At 61.7% G+C, this 13,955-nt stretch carries 11 protein-coding genes; 8 read left to right on the forward strand and 3 right to left on the reverse strand.

The window, feature by feature from the left end; genetic code table 11:
- Positions 1-130 precede the first annotated feature (130 nt).
- Both N4Q37_RS16835 and N4Q37_RS16840 read left to right on the forward strand, forming a co-directional pair.
- Positions 131-2,575: a penicillin-binding protein 1A gene (locus N4Q37_RS16835; RefSeq protein WP_390897936.1), complete on the forward strand. Its 2,445-nt coding sequence runs from the start codon at positions 131-133 to the stop codon at positions 2,573-2,575.
- Positions 2,576-2,862: 287 nt separating this feature from the next.
- Positions 2,863-3,174, forward strand: a complete 312-nt coding sequence (locus tag N4Q37_RS16840; protein WP_260959591.1) for a hypothetical protein — start codon at positions 2,863-2,865, stop codon at positions 3,172-3,174.
- Positions 3,175-3,587: 413 nt separating this feature from the next.
- Here the strand turns inward: N4Q37_RS16840 and N4Q37_RS16845 are convergent, their stop codons facing one another.
- From N4Q37_RS16845 to rpmE, 3 genes are all read right to left on the reverse strand, one after another.
- A complete protein-coding gene (locus tag N4Q37_RS16845) occupies positions 3,588-4,856 on the reverse strand; it encodes a malic enzyme-like NAD(P)-binding protein (protein ID WP_260959593.1) in 1,269 nt (422 codons plus the stop codon).
- Positions 4,857-5,036: 180 nt separating this feature from the next.
- Positions 5,037-5,822 carry a thermonuclease family protein gene (locus N4Q37_RS16850; protein ID WP_260959596.1) on the reverse strand — a complete coding sequence of 262 codons (786 nt, stop codon included), beginning with the start codon at positions 5,820-5,822 and terminating at the stop codon, positions 5,037-5,039.
- 41 nt (positions 5,823-5,863) lie between these two features.
- Entirely contained in the window at positions 5,864-6,082 is a 219-nt protein-coding gene (gene rpmE / locus N4Q37_RS16855) for a 50S ribosomal protein L31 (RefSeq protein WP_030140995.1), read from the reverse strand.
- A 199-nt stretch (positions 6,083-6,281) separates the two neighbouring features.
- On the opposite strand from rpmE, the gene N4Q37_RS16860 reads away from it, so the two are divergent.
- The 6 genes from N4Q37_RS16860 (at position 6,282) to N4Q37_RS16885 (ending at position 13,682) form a co-directional block, all read left to right on the forward strand.
- Complete coding sequence (locus tag N4Q37_RS16860) at positions 6,282-8,501, forward strand: primosomal protein N' (RefSeq protein WP_260959601.1); 2,220 nt, start codon at positions 6,282-6,284, stop codon at positions 8,499-8,501.
- A gap of 157 nt (positions 8,502-8,658) precedes the next feature.
- Positions 8,659-10,395 carry an arginine--tRNA ligase gene (argS, locus tag N4Q37_RS16865; protein ID WP_260959603.1) on the forward strand — a complete coding sequence of 579 codons (1,737 nt, stop codon included), beginning with the start codon at positions 8,659-8,661 and terminating at the stop codon, positions 10,393-10,395.
- 1 nt (position 10,396) lies between these two features.
- Positions 10,397-11,092: an SPOR domain-containing protein gene (locus N4Q37_RS16870; RefSeq protein ID WP_260959606.1), complete on the forward strand. Its 696-nt coding sequence runs from the start codon at positions 10,397-10,399 to the stop codon at positions 11,090-11,092.
- A 220-nt stretch (positions 11,093-11,312) separates the two neighbouring features.
- Positions 11,313-11,843, forward strand: coding sequence for an ATP-dependent protease subunit HslV (gene hslV / locus N4Q37_RS16875; RefSeq protein WP_003196958.1), 531 nt, complete (start codon positions 11,313-11,315; stop codon positions 11,841-11,843).
- Positions 11,844-11,893: 50 nt separating this feature from the next.
- A complete protein-coding gene (gene hslU, locus N4Q37_RS16880) occupies positions 11,894-13,231 on the forward strand; it encodes an ATP-dependent protease ATPase subunit HslU (protein WP_260959621.1) in 1,338 nt (445 codons plus the stop codon).
- Positions 13,232-13,304: 73 nt separating this feature from the next.
- Positions 13,305-13,682, forward strand: coding sequence for a DUF971 domain-containing protein (locus N4Q37_RS16885; protein WP_260959623.1), 378 nt, complete (start codon positions 13,305-13,307; stop codon positions 13,680-13,682).
- The last annotated feature ends 273 nt before the right edge of the window (positions 13,683-13,955 follow it).

Genomic DNA, 13,955 nt, shown 5'->3' on the forward strand with positions numbered 1-13,955 from the left:
GTCCGGATGGCATGCCTGACGAAAAAAAATGCTTATAATGCCGAGCGTTTTTTTCGTGCCGTTGCAACCATGGGCCCTTTTCCAGCACCTGGCCCTTTTTCATTCTTTGCCTGGATATCCAAAAACCTTGATTCGTCTGCTGAAATTTTTCGGATGGTCCATCGTCGCCGTTTTCTGTGGACTGCTCTTGGGCCTGAGCGGTGCGTTCCTTTACCTTAGTCCGGGATTGCCGTCCGTGGAGGCGCTGAGAAGTATTCAGTTGCAGATTCCTCTGCGGGTGTACAGCAGCGATAACAAACTGATCGCCGAATTCGGCGAAATGCGCCGCACACCGATCCGTTTCGCCGACATTCCCCCCAATTTCATCAATGCGTTACTAAGTGCTGAAGACGATAACTTCGCCAACCATTACGGTGTCGACCCCGGCAGCCTGATGCGTGCCGCCAGCCAACTGGTCAAGAGCGGGCATATCCAGTCCGGCGGCAGCACCATCACCATGCAGGTGGCCAAGAACTTCTTCCTGACCAGCGAGCGCAGTTTCTCGCGCAAGACCACCGAGATCCTCCTGGCCCTGCAAATCGAACGGCAGTTGACCAAGGATGAGATCCTCGAGCTGTACGTGAACAAGATCTACCTGGGCAACCGCGCCTACGGCATCGAGGCGGCGGCGCAGGTGTACTACGGCAAGTCGATCCGTGATGTGAGCCTGGCGCAGATGGCGATGATCGCCGGCCTGCCCAAGGCACCGTCGCGCTTCAACCCCCTGGCCAACCCGGCGCGCAGCAAGGAGCGACGCGACTGGATCCTGGGACGCATGTACAAGCTGGGCAAGATCAGCGAGGCCGACTACACCGCGGCGATCAACGAACCCCTGAACGCCAGCTACCACGTGCCGACCCCGGAAGTGAACGCCCCTTACATTGCCGAGATGGCCCGCGCCGAGATGGTCGGGCGCTATGGCAGCGACGCCTACACCGAAGGTTTCCGCGTCACCACCACGGTGCCGAGCAACCTGCAGGAAATGGCCAATACCGCGCTGCACGAAGGCTTGATGACCTATGACCAGCGCCACGGCTACCGCGGGCCCGAATCGCGCCTGCCAGGCAAGACCAAGGAAGCCTGGGCCCTGGAGCTGACCAAGCAGCGCACCATCAGCGGCCTGGAACCGGCGATCGTCACGTCGGTGGACAAGGATGGCCTCAAGGTCCTGACCCGCAACGGCGAGTCGCAAGAGCATGTGACGTGGGACAGCATGAAATGGGCCCGCCCGTTCCTCAACACCAACAGCATGGGCGCCGCACCCCGGCAGCCGTCGGAGGTGGCCCAGGTCGGTGATCTGATCCGGGTGCAACGCCAGGCAGACAACACCCTCAAGTTCAGCCAGATCCCGGCTGCCCAGGGCGCGCTGGTCTCCCTCGACCCACAGAACGGCGCCATCCGCTCGCTGGTGGGTGGCTTCGCCTTCGAGCAGAGCAATTACAACCGCGCCTTGCAGGCCAAGCGCCAGCCGGGTTCGAGCTTCAAGCCGTTCGTCTACAGTGCCGCCCTGGACAACGGCTATACCGCCGCCAGCCTGGTGAACGATGCGCCGATCGTGTTCGTCGACGAGTACCTGGACAAGGTCTGGCGACCGAAGAACGACACCAATACCTTCCTGGGCCCGATCCGCCTGCGCGAAGCGCTGTACAAGTCGCGCAACCTCGTGTCGATCCGCCTGTTGCAGGCGCTGGGCGTGGACCGCACCATCGACTACATCAGCAAGTTCGGCTTCAACAAGCAGGACTTGCCGCGCAACCTGTCCCTGGCCCTGGGCACCGCGACCCTGACGCCGATGGAAATCGCCACGGGCTGGAGCACCTTCGCCAACGGCGGCTACAAGATCACCCCGTACATCATCGACAAGATCGAAAGCCGCAACGGTGAGACGCTGTTCGTCGCCAACCCACCACGGGTACCCGCCGGCGAGCAAGCCAGCGACGGCCTCGCCGCACCATCCAGCGAGGCGTTCACCGTGAATGCGACACCGGGCGAAGCCACGACCGCTCCGGCAGTGCCACAAGCCCCTGCAATCGCCGAACGCATCATTGACGGCCGCACCACCTACATCCTCAACAGCATGCTCGAGGACGTGATCAAGCTCGGCACCGGCCGCCGCGCACTGGCCCTGGGCCGGAGTGACCTGGCGGGCAAGACCGGCACCACCAACGAATCCAAGGATGCCTGGTTCTCGGGCTACAACGCCGATTACGTCACCACCGTCTGGACCGGCTTCGACCAGCCCGAAAGCCTGGGACGGCGCGAATTCGGCGGCACCGTGGCGCTGCCGATCTGGATGAGCTACATGGGCGCAGTCCTCAAGGACAAGCCGCCGCACACCCAGCCAGAGCCGGAAGGCATCCTCAGCCTGCGGGTCGACCCGGTCAGCGGTCGCGCCGCCACCCCAGGCACGCCAGGCGCGTATTTCGAGCTGTTCAAGAGCGAAGATACCCCGCCATCGGTCAACGAACTGGGCAACGGCGTTGCGCCAGGCAGCCCGCTGCCGGCGGACGAAGCGGCGCCAATTGATTTGTTCTGATCAGCGACAATCTTGAAAGCCCCGCCTTCGCAAGAAGTGCGGGGCTTTTTTGAGCCGCACTATCACTGCGGGAAGCTTGCTTCAATTCACCCCAGGTCTCTCAGTCCAACGCTTGACCCCCAATCCCCCTCCCCCTTGCGGGGAGGGAGAGTCGATTAATGAGCCAAACTTAAAACGCTATAAAAAACTTATTAAAAAAATATAAAGAACTGTCAGTCTCGACAGTACTCTTCGCTTATTTCGTCAATCACAATCGAACCTCATCAAGACATTCGCAGGATCGGATCATGAATGACGAAGTCGTTGCACGGATCAAAAATATCCCCCCAGACACATACCTACGTATCAGCTATACCCATTCTAACGCGGGACTTTCGGGCATGGACCAAGGGTGGTTAAAAGGAGTAAATTTCGAAGCAAAAACACTTACACTGAAAAGCGCCAACTATGACACGCTTAAAACTGTTTGGATCGACAATATAAAAAGCCCCAGGGATATTGATGACACGTATACCGGAAGCGGCTCCGCTGGCCCTGCAACAGATGAAATTTCATATTGGGACAGAGTCTCCGGATGGTTGACTGTCCATATGGGGTGACATAGGTTTATACCTGTCTTAGCTCCAAAACGCCCAATGCACCGCATCGGGCGTTTTGTATTTTCAAAAAGCACATGGGGCTTTTATGGCTATAGACTTCAACCGACTCGTCAATTCACGCACAGAACCCAGATCAGACTTTTAGGGAGATACAAAAAAACTCCATTTCCAGAACTCCGTGTAATCCTTCCAGAATATTGGTAGCAGCCATATCCATCAGTCATCGAACACGTGACATCGTGCTTGGTGTGCAGATGCGATCTTCCTATAGGCTTACGAGAACAAGCTTGCTCGCCATAGTTTTTGGGTTGCCTGGACTGACGTCTTCGCGAGCTCGCTCCCACAGAGGGATTTGTGACACAAAAAAGCCCCGGCTCGCAGGAGTCGGGGCTTTTTTGAAACGCTACAACGACTTAGCCGTTGAACACATCATCCACGCTCTTGAGCGGGTAGTGCTTCGGATACGGCAGGGTGGCCACGCCGGTCTCGATGGCGGCCTTGGCCACGGCATCGGAGATCAGGGTGATCAGGCGGGCATCCATAGGCTTCGGAATGATGTACTCACGACCGAATTCCAGCTTGATGCCACCGTAGGCGTCGCACACTTCCTGAGGCACCGGCAGCTTGGCCAGTTCACGCAGGGCGTTGGCGGCAGCCACTTTCATTTCTTCGTTGATGCGCTTGGCGCGAACGTCCAGGGCACCACGGAAGATGAATGGGAAGCCGAGGACGTTGTTGACCTGGTTCGGGTAGTCCGAACGACCGGTGGCCATGATCACGTCGCTGCGGGTGGCGTGAGCCAGTTCCGGGGAGATTTCCGGATCAGGGTTCGAGCAGGCGAACACGATCGGGTTTGGCGCCATGCGCAGCAGGTTTTCCGCGCTCAGCAGGTTTGGACCCGACAGGCCGACGAATACGTCGGCACCGTCCAGCGCGTCCGCCAGGGTACGCTTGTCGGTCGCGTGGGCGAAGACAGCCTTGTACTGGTTCAGGTCGTCACGGCCGGAGTGGATCACACCGGTACGGTCAACCATGAAGATGTTTTCGATCTTGGCACCCATGCTCACCAGCAACTTCATGCAGGAGATGGCCGCAGCGCCGGCACCCAGGCAGACGATCTTGGCTTCCGGCAGGGTTTTGCCAGCGATTTCCAGGGCGTTGATCATGCCGGCGGCGGTCACGATCGCGGTGCCGTGCTGGTCATCGTGGAACACTGGAATGTCGCACTGTTCGATCAGGGCGCGTTCGATCTCGAAGCACTCAGGTGCCTTGATGTCTTCCAGGTTGATGCCACCGAAGGTGATGGAGATGCGCTTGACGGTGTCGATGAAGGCCTGTGGGCTTTCGGAGTCGACTTCGATGTCGAACACGTCGATGCCGGCGAAGCGCTTGAACAGGACACCCTTGCCTTCCATGACTGGCTTGGAGGCCAATGGACCGAGGTTACCCAGGCCGAGAATCGCGGTGCCATCGGAAATGACTGCAACCAGGTTGCCCTTGCCGGTGTACTTGTAGGCCAGTTCAGGGTCGCGAGCGATTTCGCGTACTGGCTCGGCTACGCCGGGGCTGTAGGCCAGCGACAGGTCGCGGGCAGTAGCAGTGGCCTTGGTGAGCTCGACACTCAGCTTTCCTGGACGAGGATTAGCGTGATATTCGAGAGCGGCAGTTTTCAGATCAGACATGTGGGCATTCCGCTTTTACTGTGTTGGACAGACGGACCGCCGAGGATACGCGCCTCGCAAAGTCCCCACAAGACTGACCAGTCACCGCTGTCAAGCGCCCTACCCTACGACTTTGGGCCAAGAGCCGCGAAACACAAGGGTTATATGCATACAATCGCGGCACATAATGTCTACAATTTTTTATTCCCCGACCGGACTCAACATCGCGGCATCGGTCAATGGCAACATCCAGCGCGCCTGACCGGGCTTCAAGCCACCTCGTCGCGAACGGTCCACAACCCATCCACGGGCCTGGATCTGCTTGCCCCGCAGACCTTCCAGGGCGGCAACGTCGAACTGCGCCAGGACATTGGCCGCAACATGCAGCACAACCACGCCTTGCAATTCGATCCAAATACCGCCGCGATTGCGCTCAACCTTGCTCACACGGCCGCTGAGCACGGCGAAGCCAGACGCGCTGATCTGCTCCGCTTTCAGTACAGGTGATTGACGCCACACGCCCAGCCCGGCCTGACGGGCATGCCGCTCCGCGGCTTGCAGGCAATCGACCAAATCGACATTCGGCGCAACCGCCACTTGAAAACCGAGCCCCTCGGCGAGCATCTGCGCCTCGAGGTTAGTGCCGTCGGCGCCGTATACATGGGCTAACGTGCGCCCGTAGTGATCTTTGCTGTCCTTGCCGGGCACCAGGCCAACTCGTCCGTTGCTGGCATTCACCAGCGCTTGCAGGCGCTTTTGCGCAACCACGGCAAACGGTTCGTCGGTACGGCCCTGTCGGCCCAATTCAGGCGTGTTCAGGCCAATCAGGCGCACATTGCGACCATCGGCCAGGCGCAAGGTATCGCCATCCACCACGCGCTGCACCGCGACCGGCGCCAGGGCGCCCGGTGACGGGCAGAACGCCTGGACGCCGGGCAGCCAAATCGCAGACATAAAAAAGGCGCCCGCAAGGGACGCCTTTTTCATCAGTCTGGAGCAGTCGTAACGACCATCCAAAATGATCAGCCTCAGGCCTTCTTCGCGCCGAAAGCACCGAAACGATCGGCGAACTTCTGAACGCGGCCGCCGGTGTCCAGAGTCTTCTGCTTACCGGTGTAGAACGGGTGGCACTCGTTGCAAACGTCGATCGCCAGGGCTTTGCCGTAGGTCGAACGGGTTTCGAACTTGTTGCCGCAGCTGCAAGTCACTGCAACGACTGGGTAGTCTGGATGGATATCGGTTTTCATGGTGTTTTCCTCAGGCTAGCGTGCCGCCACCCAACACTATTGTTGAATACCGCACGTAATTAGGGCGCGGATTCTACCAGACAACGTCAATCGCGCAAGCTATGACTTGCACCAGCCGTCTGCTAGGCTCGCGCCGTCCTGTGCGCTCCCATCTTCAGCGCCAGCCTCACCCAATGCTTGGTTATTGAGATTGTCCCGCGTGCCCGACGCCATCCTGCGCCTCGCCCTGCCCTCGCCCCTGCGCCGCCTGTTCGACTACCGCGCCCCGGCCGGGGTCCCACGCGCCCGGTTGCAGCCCGGCATGCGCCTGCGAGTGCCATTCGGTCGGCGGGAGATGATCGGGATCCTGGTGGAAGTCACCGACCGCAGCGAGGTGCCAGCCGACAAGCTCAAGCCGGCCCTGGCCCTGCTCGATGCCACCGCACCGCTGCCTGCCTCGCTGTTCAAGCTGTGCCTGTGGACGTCCCAGTATTATCAGCACAGCCTTGGCGACACCCTGAGCTGGGCCCTGCCGGTGTTGCTGCGCCAGGGCGAGCCAGCCGAGGCGCGCCAGGAGCGGTTCTGGTCGGTGGCAGCGGGCGCCTCGCTGGACGATCCGCGTATCGCCCGCGCCCCGCGCCAGCGTGAAGCATTGGCCACTCTCGCCCAGCACCCCCACGGCGTGGCCCATCAGTTGCTGAGCAAGCTGATGCTCAGCAAGGACAGCCTCGATCTGCTGCTGGCCAAGGACCTGGTCCAGGTCGAAGTCCGCCGGCACTCCAGCGGCGCCCACCATGAACATTGGCTGGCCCAGCCCGAATTGCCGCTCAATGCCGAACAGCGCGCCGCTTGCGAGGCAATTCGTGCGGGCTTCGACAGTTATCACGCCTTTCTCCTGGCCGGCGTCACTGGCAGTGGTAAGACCGAGGTCTACCTGCAACTGATCCACCAGGCCCTGGAAGCCGGCAAGCAAGCCTTGGTGCTGATCCCGGAAATCAATCTCGGCCCACAGACCCTGGCGCGCTTCGAACAGCGCTTCAATGCCCGGATCGCCCTGCTGCACTCGGCAGTCAACGATCGCGAGCGCCTGGATGCCTGGCTCGCCGCCCGGGACGGCGAGGCCGACATCATCATCGGCACCCGCTCGGCGCTGTTCACACCGATGAAGAATCCAGGCCTGATCATCATCGACGAAGAGCACGACGGCTCTTACAAGCAGCAGGAAGGCCTGCGCTACCACGCCCGCGACCTGGCGCTGGTGCGCGCTCGCCAGGAAAACATTCCGATCGTCCTCGGCTCGGCCACGCCGTCCCTGGAAAGCCTGCACAACGCCCACACCGGCCGCTACGGCCTGCTCCGCCTCAACGAACGGGCCGGCGGCGCCAAGCAGCCGCGCTTCCTGCGCCTGGACGTGAAGAGCCGCCCCCTGGACAGCGGCATTTCCGGGCCCATGCAACAGGCCATCGGCCAGACGCTGGCGGCCGGGCAACAGGTGCTGGTGTTCCTCAACCGCCGAGGGTTCGCCCCGACCCTGCTGTGCCACGACTGCGGCTGGATGTCCGGCTGCGAACGTTGCGACGCGCGGATGACCGTGCATCAACGCCACGGCGAACTGCGCTGCCATCACTGCGGCCACGTCGAACGCGTACCCAGGCATTGCCCCCAGTGCGGCAAGGTGGATTTGCGCCCGGTCGGCGCCGGCACCGAACGCGCCGAAGAACGATTGGCCATCCTGTTCCCCGACTACCCGGTATTGCGGGTCGATCGCGACAGCACCTCGCGCAAGGACGCGATGAACCAGCTGTTCGCCACGATCCAGAAGGGCCAGCCGTGCATCCTGGTAGGCACGCAGATGCTCGCCAAGGGACACCACTTCCCCCGCGTCACGCTGGTGGCGATCCTGGACGCCGACGGCGGGCTGTTCTCGGGTGATTTCCGCGCCAGCGAGCGCATGGCGCAACTGATTGTCCAGGTCGCAGGCAGAGCCGGGCGGGCCGAAGAACCGGGCAAGGTGATCATCCAGACGCACCTGGCCGAACATCCCCTGTTGATCCAATTGACCGAACAAGGTTACTTCGCCTTCGCCGAACAGGCCTTGAGCGAACGCCGCAGCGCCGGCCTGCCGCCGTTCGCGCACCTGGCGCTGTTGCGGGCCGAAGCCCACAAGCCGGGGCAGGCCGAAGGTTTCCTCGACGAGGCCTGCAGCGAAGCCGAGCGCCTGCTGGCCCAACAGAATCTCAGCGGCATCGAGCTGCTGGGCCCGGTGCCGGCACCGATGGAGCGCCGGGCCGGGCGCTATCGCGCGCAGCTTTTATTACAGGCCAATGCCCGGGCGCCATTGCATCGGCTGCTGAGCGCCTGGCTGCTGGTACTGGAACAGATGCCCAGCGGACGAGCGGTACGCTGGTCGCTGGATGTCGACCCGGTGGATTTGTACTGATCCCTTACCCTGTGAAAGCGATCCCACAGGAATCTGGGTACGACAAAACCCCAACCGACCCGCTACAGTTGGCAAGCCCGCCTTCGCCACGGATAATGCCCAGTTTTTCCACCAGCGCATCGAAGCGCCGCCGCGCCTGCGGTTGAAAGAGAAGACCATGAAAGACACCATTCGCCAGCTCATCCAGCAAGCCATCACCCAACTCGTCGCTGACGGTGTGTTGCCAGAAGGCCTGTCGCCGGCGATTCAGGTCGAAAACACTCGCGACAAGACCCACGGCGACTTCGCCAGCAACATCGCGATGATGCTCGCCAAACCGGCCGGCATGAAGCCGCGGGACCTGGCCGAGAAAATCATCGCCGCGCTGCCGGCGGATGAAAACGTCAGCAAGGCCGACATCGCGGGCCCCGGCTTCATCAATTTCTTCCAGAACACCCAGGCCCTGGCTTCGCGCCTGGACGCGGCCCTGGCCGACGCACGCATCGGCGTGCGCAAGGCCGGCCCGCTGCAACGCACCGTGGTCGACCTCTCGGCCCCCAACCTCGCCAAGGAAATGCACGTCGGCCACCTGCGCTCGACCATCATCGGCGACGGCGTGGCCCGGGTGCTGGAGTTCCTCGGCGACACGGTGATCCGCCAGAACCACGTTGGCGACTGGGGCACCCAGTTCGGCATGCTGATGGCTTACCTGCAGGAAAACCCGATCACCAGCGATGAACTGTCGGACCTGGAGAATTTCTACCGTGCCGCCAAGCAACGCTTCGACGAGTCGCCCGAGTTCGCCGACCGCGCCCGTGGCCTGGTGGTCAAGCTGCAGGCCGGCGACGCCGAGTGCCTGGCGCTGTGGACCCGGTTCAAGGACATCTCCCTGTCCCACTGCCAGAAGATCTACGAGCTGCTGAACGTCAAATTGACCATGGCCGACGTGATGGGCGAAAGCGCCTATAACGACGACCTGATCAACGTGGTCAACGACCTCAAGGCCAAGGGCATGCTGGTCGAAAGCAACGGCGCCCAGTGCGTGTTCCTCGATCAGTTCAAGACCGCCGACGGCGAGCCGCTGCCGGTGATCATCGTCAAGGCCGACGGCGGCTACCTCTACGCCACCACCGACCTGGCGGCCGTGCGCTACCGCAACGGCGTGCTCAAGGCCGATCGCGTGCTGTACTTCGTCGACCAGCGCCAGGCCCTGCACTTCCAGCAGGTGTTCGAAGTGGCACGCCAGGCGGGCTTCGTGACCCGCCCGATGGAGATGGAGCACATGGGCTTTGGCACCATGAACGGTGCCGACGGCCGTCCGTTCAAGACCCGCGACGGCGGCACGGTGAAACTGATCGACCTGCTGACCGAGGCCCAGGAACGAGCCTACGCGCTGGTCAAGGGCAAGAACCCTGACCTGGCCGAGGACGAGCTGCGCCAGATCGCCAAGGTGGTGGGCATCGACGCGGTGAAATACGCCGACCTGTCCAAGCACCGCACCAGCGACTACAGCTTCAATTTCGACCTGATGCTCAACTTCGAAGGCAACACCGCGCCCTACCTGCTGTACGCCTACACCCGCGTGGCGGGGGTGTTCCGCAAGCTCGGCAAGGGCCTGGACGAAGTGGAGGGCCAGATCGTGCTCGAAGCTTCTCAGGAACAGGATCTGGCGGCCAAACTGGCGCAGTTCGGCGAAGTGCTGAACAACGTCGCCGACAAGGGCACGCCGCACACCCTGTGCGCCTACCTGTATGACGTGGCCGGCCTGTTCTCCAGCTTCTACGAGAACTGCCCGATCCTCAGCGCCGATACCCCGCAGCAGATGCAAAGCCGCCTGCGCCTCGCGGCACTGACCGCGCGTACGCTCAAGCAAGGCCTGGAGCTGCTGGGCCTGGAAACCCTGGAGCGCATGTAAGTTGGCCGCCAAGAAAAAACCTGCACCCAAACGCGGCGCCAGTCGTTACCAACCCCCGGCCAAGAAGCCGATTCCGGGCTGGTTGTGGATGGCCATCGGCTTGTCCGTCGGCGCTTTCATTGTGTTCCTGATGAAACTGGAGCCGGGCCAGGGCGACGACGTCAAGCGCGTCAAGCAAGAGCAGCAGAAAGCCACGCGCATCGCCGAGGCCAACAAGACCCCGCCGAGCCCGACGCAACCGGTGAAGCCGAAATACGACTTCTACACCCTGTTGCCGGAATCGGAAGTCATCGTGCCGCCCGAAGCCGTGCCGGAGAAGACCCTGCCGACCCCGCAAGTGCCCACTGCCCCCGTGACCCCGGCCGAAGCGGCGAAAATCGACACCGCCCGCGCCCAGGCGGCACTGGCCGGTATCACCCCGCCCCCGGCCCCGCCGGTACAAAAGGCCGCGCCAGTGACCAAGTTCTTCCTGCAAGCCGGCTCCTTCCGCAAGGAAGCCGACGCCGACAAGGTGCGCGCGCAGATCATCCTGCTGGGCCAGTCCGTGTCGGTGGAGTCTGGAACGGTGAAGGACGAGACCTGGTACCGGGTATTGGTCGGTCCGTACAGCAACCGGGAAGAGCTGACCAAGGCCCAGAAACAACTGGCCGGAAGCGGTTTTAGCAACTTGTTGTTACAACAACGTCAGAGCCGCTGAACAGACAGGCAACCCATCTTTGTGAGAGCAAGGCTTGCCCGCGATGCAGCCGCCTCCGCCCCCAGGGCGAACCGCGTTGACTTCATCGCGGGCAAGCCTTGCTCCCACAGGTAAGGAGAACCGCTTGTCAGCACCCCCTCCTCGCAGTTGAAAATCCCCGCGCCACCCCCATATGAGTTCCATCCGGGCATTTTCGCCCCGCTGCGTGGAGACTCTTCCCTTGACCACCATCGTTTCAGTCCGCCGTCATGGCAAAGTCGTCATGGGCGGCGACGGCCAGGTTTCACTGGGCAACACCGTGATGAAAGGCAACGCGAAGAAAGTCCGTCGCCTGTATCACGGCGAGGTCATCGCCGGTTTCGCCGGGGCCACCGCCGACGCCTTCACCTTGTTCGAACGTTTCGAAGGCCAACTGGAGAAACACCAGGGGCATCTGGTCCGCGCCGCCGTGGAGCTGGCCAAGGAATGGCGCACCGACCGTTCCCTGAGCCGCCTCGAAGCCATGCTCGCGGTCGCTAACAAGGACGCCTCCCTGATCATCACCGGCAATGGCGACGTGGTTGAGCCCGAAGATGGCTTGATTGCCATGGGCTCCGGTGGCGCCTACGCCCAGGCCGCCGCGAGCGCCCTGCTGAAAAAGACTGATCTGTCGGCCCGCGAAATCGTCGAGACTGCCCTGGGCATCGCCGGCGACATCTGCGTCTTCACCAACCACACCCAGACCATTGAGGAGCAGGACCTCGCCGAATAAGCCTGCCATTCGTGCAACGGCTCATTCTTGCTTGAGGACCGCCAATTATTATGTCCATGACTCCCCGCGAAATCGTCCACGAACTCAACCGCCATATCATTGGCCAGGACGATGCCAAGCGCGCCGTCGCCATTGCCTTGCGTAACCGCTGGCGCCGGATGCAGTTGCCTGAAGAACTGCGCGTCGAAGTGACCCCCAAGAACATCCTGATGATCGGCCCCACCGGTGTCGGTAAAACCGAGATTGCCCGCCGTCTGGCCAAGCTCGCCAACGCGCCGTTCATCAAGGTCGAAGCCACCAAGTTCACCGAGGTCGGCTACGTCGGCCGCGATGTCGAGTCGATCATCCGCGACCTGGCCGACGCCGCCATCAAGCTACTGCGCGAACAGGAAATCACCAAGGTTCGCCACCGCGCCGAAGACGCCGCCGAAGAACGCATCCTCGACGCTCTGCTGCCGCCGGCCCGCATGGGTTTCAACGCCGATGCCGCCGCGACCCAGGACTCCAACACCCGCCAACTGTTCCGCAAGCGCCTGCGCGAAGGTCAGTTGGACGACAAGGAAATCGAGATTGAAGTGGCTGAAATGGCCGGCGTCGACATTTCCGCGCCGCCGGGCATGGAAGAAATGACCAACCAGTTGCAGAGCCTGTTCGCCAACATGGGCAAGGGCAAGAAGAAGAGCCGCAAGCTCAAGGTCAAGGAAGCGCTGAAACTGGTGCGCGATGAAGAAGCCAGCCGCCTGGTCAACGAAGAAGAGCTCAAGGCCAAGGCCCTGGAAGCGGTCGAGCAGCACGGCATCGTGTTCATCGACGAAATCGACAAGGTCGCCAAGCGCGGCAATGTCGGCGGCGCCGATGTGTCCCGCGAAGGCGTGCAACGCGACCTGCTGCCGCTGATCGAAGGCTGCACCGTCAACACCAAGCTGGGCATGGTCAAGACCGACCACATCCTGTTCATCGCCTCCGGTGCGTTCCATCTGAGCAAACCGAGCGACCTGGTGCCGGAACTGCAAGGCCGCCTGCCGATCCGCGTGGAGCTCAAGGCGTTGTCGCCGGAAGACTTCGAACGCATCCTGAGCGAACCCCACGCCTCCCTGACCGAACAGTATTGCGCGCTGCTCAAGACCGAAGGCCTGAACATCGAGTTCGAGCCCGACGGCATCAAGCGCCTGGCGCAGATCGCCTGGCAGGTCAACGAGAAGACCGAGAACATCGGTGCGCGCCGCCTGCACACCCTGCTCGAACGCCTGCTCGAGGAAGTGTCGTTCAGCGCCGGAGACCTGGCGAGCAAACACGACGAAACGCCGATTCGCATCGACGCCGAATACGTCAACGGTCACCTGGGTGAGCTGGCGCAGAACGAAGACCTGTCGCGGTATATTCTTTAAAGCTACGAGCTACGAGCTTCGAGCTGCAAGCAGGTCACTTGTAGCTTGTAGCTCGTAGCTTTAAGCTGCCCCTATGACCAAACTCCCCACCGCCATCAATCTGCACAAAGCCTCCAAGACCCTGACGCTCAAATACGCGCCAGACGAGGAGTACCACCTGCCCGCCGAGTTCCTGCGGGTGCATTCGCCTTCCGCCGAGGTCCAGGGCCACGGCAAACCCATTCTTCAGTACGGCAAACTCAACGTCGGCCTGAGCAAGATCGAACCGGCCGGCCAGTACGCACTGAAACTGACCTTCGACGATGGCCACGACAGCGGGCTGTTCACCTGGGACTACCTGTACCAGTTGGCGGTGCGCCAGGAAGACCTGTGGAACGATTATCTGGCCGAGCTCAAGGCGGCCGGGAAAACCCGCGACCCGGATCAATCCATCGTCAAGCTGATGCTCTAATTCAAGGGCTGGCGCTTTAGGGCGATTTTTCTAGACTCATCTGCTTGAATGCTCGCGCGGCAACGCCAATGACTGGCCTGCTTGCGAAAAAAATTAAACTCGGGTAACCAATGGAACTGGCAAGTTACCTGCAACGGAACCAGGGAGTTCCTTGCACACGTTTCCTCATTGATCACGATGCGGAATTAACGGTCACCCGAGCAGCGTACCTGGGATTGGGTTGTGTGGCTCCATGGCACGATCCCGGTACTCGTCTGACAATGGAGCGTCGTA

The organism is Pseudomonas citri, assembly GCF_025336485.1.
In the GTDB taxonomy this organism is placed as follows: domain Bacteria; phylum Pseudomonadota; class Gammaproteobacteria; order Pseudomonadales; family Pseudomonadaceae; genus Aquipseudomonas; species Aquipseudomonas citri.